The 2,673-nt window shown below is 71.5% G+C and carries 1 protein-coding gene; it reads right to left on the minus strand.

Translation table 11 applies throughout. The annotated features are described in order from the left end of the window. Nucleotides 1-2,443, minus strand: a 2,443-nt coding sequence (locus tag AC08ON_RS09555) for an AAA family ATPase (protein ID WP_476616801.1), incomplete at its 3' end; no start/stop codon positions are given. Between the last annotated feature and the right edge of the window lie 230 nt (nucleotides 2,444-2,673).

Genomic DNA, 2,673 nt, shown 5'->3' on the forward strand with positions numbered 1-2,673 from the left:
CCTCCGCACGGTCGTCACCGGCCTGTTGGGCCGATTTCAGGGCGGTGAGCAGGCACTGCGCCGCCTCCTCGGCGCGTCCCTGCTTCTGGCGCAGCTCGCCGAGCACGGAGAAGGCGGCGGCCCGTCGGACGGGTGCGTCGGTGCGTAGCGCGGGGCGTAGCGTGCGTTCGGCCTCATCGAGCTGGCGCAGCGCGACCAGGGCCTCGGCGTGCAGCACCCGCACGACGTTGTCCTCGTTCGTGTCGATGATGCCGCGGCCCAGACGGCGCGCGTTGGCCAGCAGGTCGGCGGCGGCTCGATGATCGTCTCGGGCTAGCGCCTCGCGCGCCAGCCGGACATGTGCATGGAACCCGGACATTCGGGACGACCAGGCCGGATCGGTGGCGGGAAGGTTCATCGATGCGGCCAGGTCATAGGCCCGCAGGGCGTGGTTCGCAACGAAGGTGGAGACGGCCCGCGAGCTGCCGACCATCGCTGTCACCCCCCAGCGCGCCGCCGTGGCATGCCGACGGGCCCGCTCGACCTTGGGTAGCCCGGCGTAGGCGGCGTCGCGGGCCATGGGATGGACGAACCGCCACCTCGTCTCCGTCGCCCGGGGCGGCCGGACGAGCTGGCGCTCGGTCAGTACCCGCAGCGCGCGGGTGACCTCCTCGGCGGGCCGTTCGTCGACCACCGGCAGCGCCTCGGCGGGAAACCGCGGGCCGAGCACCGCCGCCGCGCGCAGTACCGCCTTGGCCACCGGGTCGAGATCGTCGATGCGGGCGGCCAACACCGACTGCACCCCGGCGGGAAGAGTCGCCTCCGTCAGGGAGCCCTCGAGGACCCAGCCCGGCCACTCCCCATTGGTCGTCTCGGCCGACTGGTGCAGCATTCCGCGGTCGATCAGCAGGTTGAGCAGCTCCACCAGGAAGAAGGGATTGCCATGCACCCGGGAGAGCAGATCGGCCCGGCCGCGGGGCTCCAGCTGCACCCCGCCGAGATGATCCTGCAACAGGCGGCTGGAGGCCTCGAGGCTCAGCGGTTGCAGGGCGATGCGATGGATGTGGGGCAGTTCGGCGAGTCGTGGACCCGTCCGGTCCAGCAGCACAAGCAGAATCGGCCCGGACAACGCCGAGGCCAGCCGGCTCATCGCGTCGCTGAGCTGGCTGGTCGCCCATTCCAGATCGTCGATCATGACCAGGATGGGCCCGGAGGACGCGAGCGCGCCGAGGAGCAGGGCGACCGCGTCCACCGTCGCGTCGACGGACCGCTGCTCGGCCTCCGCGATGTGCGAGGCCCGGGCTGCCGGATCCCCCGGAGCCGCCGCGGTGGCGACGGCGGGCCGCCGGTCGAGGGGAACGCCGAGCAGCAGCAGCAGCCGGTCGGCGATGCCGGGTGGCAGCCGGGCACCGCTGTGCGGATGCGCCAGCCCCGCCACAGTTCGCCGGACGCGGTTGGCCACCCGGTCGAGGGAGTCACCGTCGGTCACCCCGCACGCGTTGCGAACGACGTCGACCAGGGGCGCCAGCCCGCGGCCGTCACCGTGCCGGACCGTCCGTCCCCAGAGCACCGTCGTGCCGGGGGTCCGCTCCGCCCGACAGGCGAGCTCGATGGCCAAGCGGGTCTTGCCGATCCCGGCCTCCCCGGTGATCAGTGCCACCTCGGGTGACTGGTTGGCGACGACCAGGTCGAACAGATCGGTCAGCGAGGCGAGCTCGGCGTCCCGGCCGAGGAACATGGCGTCGTCGGCGAGTCCGGGGCGGGCGACGTTCGACGGGCGCAGGCTCACCAGCTCATAGGCTGGGACGGGCTCCCGCTTGCCCTTGAGGACCAGGTCGGGCAGCTCTCGCCAGGTGGCCACGGACCGGGTGGCGAGCGCGGTCTCCCGACCGGCGTAGACGGTGCCGATCGTGGCGGCGGCCGACAACCGGGCGGCGGTGTTCACGGTATCGCCGATCACGGTGTAGGAGAGCGCGGCCTGCACCCCCGCGAGGACCTCGCCGGTGTTGACGCCCACCCGCAGGCCGAGCCGGCCGTCATCGTCACCCCCCGTGGAGGTGAGCACCAGCCGACGAACGGTCTCCTGCATCGCGGCGGCGGCCCGAACGGCACGTTCAGGGTCGTCCTCATGGGCGGTGGGAGCCCCGAAGACGGCCATGATGCCGTCACCGGTAAGGTTGTCGACGCGGCCGCCAACCTCGTCGATCTCGTGGGCGAGGGCGGCGAGGACCCGATCGGTCATCTCCCCGACGCGTTCCGGATCGCGATCCTCCGCCCAGGCGGTGAAGTCGGACAGATCACCGAACAGAACGGTGACGACCCGGCGCTCGGAAGCATCCACCGCGGGACTCTCGACCGAGGTGAACTCCAAGCCGCAGTGGTAGCAGAATCGTCCGCCCGGAACGGCCGCCGAGCTGCACCGGGGGCACCGTAGCGGGCCCGTGTGCGGAGCTGTGATCACCATGCCTGGGGCCTCCCGTCCGGGTGGCCGGTGGGTAGGGGGCCGAACCGGTTGCCCGGTTTTCGGCTGGTCGAAATCGTCATCCTGCGCACGGGCGGTTCCCTCCGTGCCAGAGTTTAGTGGCCTGGGTCTCCTTCCTCGAATCCCGTCTTGTCGGATGACCGACCGCAGCCACGTCGATGCTGCTGCGATACCGCTGCGTGATATCGGCCCGGTATCTCTTCTTGTCGTTT

This window comes from Frankia sp. CoWAU3 (assembly GCF_977971855.1).